Annotated in this window: 3 protein-coding genes; all 3 read left to right on the plus strand. The window is 35.7% G+C overall.

Features of this window, described 5'->3' with window-relative positions; translation table 11 throughout:
• The coding region (locus tag CWO92_RS24800; RefSeq protein WP_235851677.1) for an ABC transporter substrate-binding protein at positions 1 to 1,055 on the plus strand (1,055 nt) is incomplete at its 5' end.
• 368 nt (positions 1,056 to 1,423) lie between these two features.
• Positions 1,424 to 2,446 (plus strand): ABC transporter ATP-binding protein, encoded by a 1,023-nt coding sequence (locus tag CWO92_RS24805; RefSeq protein ID WP_101356840.1) that lies wholly within the window; start codon positions 1,424 to 1,426, stop codon positions 2,444 to 2,446.
• On the plus strand, positions 2,433 to 2,826 hold a 394-nt coding region (locus tag CWO92_RS24810; RefSeq protein ID WP_133120619.1), incomplete at its 3' end, for an ATP-binding cassette domain-containing protein. The genes CWO92_RS24805 and CWO92_RS24810, both read left to right, overlap by 14 nt.

Here is a 2,826-nt window from a genome sequence, read left to right on the forward strand (position 1 = left end):
TCAAAATTAAAAAGATTGTTCCAGGAGAATCTGTAGAGTTTGAACGAAACGATGACTATTATGCTGGAAAGCCTAAATTAAAAACCTTAGTATTAAAAGTTGTAAACCCTAAAGTAATTTTACAGTCCCTTAAAAAAGGTGATGTTGATGTAGCTGAATTCCCTACAGATCAATATCCAGCTGCTAAGGGTTCCAAAAACTTCCAATTTGTTGGTAAAGTGGATTTAGCTTATAGCTATATCGGATTCAAATTAGGACATTGGGATGCGAAAAAAGGTGTTAACGTAATGGATAACCCTAAGTTTTCCGACAAGCGTTTACGTCAAGCAATGGCATATGCCCTTGATGAAAAATCTGTTGGAGATAAGATTTACAATGGTTTACGTTTCCCAGCTACTGGTTTAATTCCACCATCATTCGCTAGCTGGTACAGTAAAGATACTGATCCTGTAGGATATGACCCAGCTAAAGCGAAGAAATTATTAGATGAAGCAGGTTATAAAGATAAAGATGGTGATGGTCTTCGTGAAGATCCAAATGGCAAGAAATTTACTATCAATTTCTTATCTATGAGTGGCGGAGACACTGCTGAACCGCTTGCGAAGTTCTACATTCAATGCTGGAAAAACGTAGGTCTAGATGTTCAGCTTGTAGATGGACGTTTAGCAGAATTTAACTCATTCTACAAAATGGTGCAAAATGATGATCCAAAAGTTGACATTTTTGCAGGTGCTTGGGGAACTGGTACAGACGTGGATCCATACGGATTATACGGAAGAGATGTTCCATTTAACTACTCTCACTTTGTAAGTGAGAAAAATGATCAATTATTAGCTGACGGTCATTCCGTAAAAGCTTTTGATCACGACTACCGCCAAAATGTATATAAAGAATGGCAAAAATATATGAATGACGAAATGCCTGTAATTCCTACACTATTCCGTTCTGTAATCACTGCAGTTAACAATCGTGTAACAGGATATACAGTTGATCCGGCAGCTCAACATGTTTGGATGAATGTTGGTGTATCCAGCAATACTCCAGATGTTGAATAATTTATAAGGCAAGGAAGATCCCTATGGGGTCTTCTTTTTTTTGTATGGATATGGGTTATTTATACAGTAATACTCATCGGGGGTGCGTTATAAAGAATACTAGAATAACAAAGTACTTATAGAAAATTAAAATTATTTGAGAGTAAAGTCCTATAAAATAAAATTTATTAAATATCATTGGTCAAAGGTCTATATAACGTATAGGTAATAAGGATTGGTAAATAAGTTTAATTTAGAAATTATATAAATAAAAAAACTATATTGACTATTCAAATATATCAATCTATAATTTGGTTAGTGAATTTAACCGAATTTTAATGAAATTTTAAAATTTGACATCAAGGTTTCTTTGTTAAGGGGGATTTATATTGGAGAATCAACCACTTTTGCAATTACAGAACCTACGTACTTCATTTCGTATACAAGATGATTATTATGCCGCAGTAGATGACGTTACATTAACGGTCAATGAGAATGAAGTGGTTGCAATTGTAGGGGAGTCCGGGTGTGGGAAAAGTGCATTAGCCCTATCGGTTATGGGCTTGCACCCATTAGATCGAACAAAATTAGATGGCAATGTAAATTTCAACGGACGTAATCTTCTGTCGCTTTCTACAGGGGAAATGAATAAAATTCGTGGCAAGGATATTGGCATGATTTTTCAAGATCCACTTACTGCCCTTAATCCTTTAATGACTTGTGGAAAACAGATTGAAGAAAGTATGAACTATCATACAAAGCTTTCCGGATCGGAAATTAAGGCTAAAACACTTGAACTATTGAAAAAGGTAGGTATTCCGAATCCAGAACGAACATACAAACAATATCCCCACGAATTATCGGGTGGTATGCGCCAACGGGTTGTTATAGCCATAGCGATATCATGTGAACCATCACTTGTCATTGCGGATGAACCAACCACCGCATTAGATGTAACTATACAAGCCCAAATAATGGATTTATTGAAAGATCTGCAAAAACAAATGAAGACAGGAATTATTCTTATCACCCATGACCTTGGAGTTGTTGCAGAAATGGCAGACAAAGTGGCAGTTATGTATGCAGGGGAAATTGTGGAATTAGCGGATGTTAATACATTATTTAAGAACCCTTTGCATCCATATACAAGATCGTTATTAAATTCGATTCCATCCACTAATACTGCAAAAGGCAGATTACATGTAATTCAAGGAATTGTACCATCTCTGCAAAAATTGCCAAGAAAAGGATGCCGCTTTAAAGGCCGTATTAATTGGGTGCCTGATCATGAACATGAGGAAAATCCAGTTTTGCGTGAAGTAGAACCTAATCATTTTGTACGCTGTACATGTTATAAAAACTTTGAATTTCCGCAAAGCGACATAGGAGAAATTAACTATGACATTTCTTAAAGTAAATAATTTAAAAGTCTATTATCCAATAAGAGGCGGTTTTTTTCGTAGAGTTATTGACCATGTAAGAGCGGTAGATGATATTAGCTTCGAATTAAAAGAAGGGGAAACATATGGATTAGTTGGAGAATCCGGATGTGGGAAAACAACTACTGGACGTACCCTTATCGGATTGAATAAGGCTACCTCTGGAGAAATCATATTTGCCGGACAAGATTTGACTAAACTTAACCGAAAAGCTTTTCATAATTATCGCCGTGATATCCAAATGATTTTTCAAGATCCATATTCCTCCTTAAATCCGAGAAAACGAGTAATGGATATTGTCGCAGAGCCTTTACGGAATTTCGAAAATTTATCAAAGTCAGAAGAAAAAGATA

Origin of the sequence: Heyndrickxia camelliae (genome assembly GCF_002844575.1) — a bacterium.
Taxonomy (GTDB): domain Bacteria; phylum Bacillota; class Bacilli; order Bacillales; family Bacillaceae_C; genus Margalitia; species Margalitia camelliae.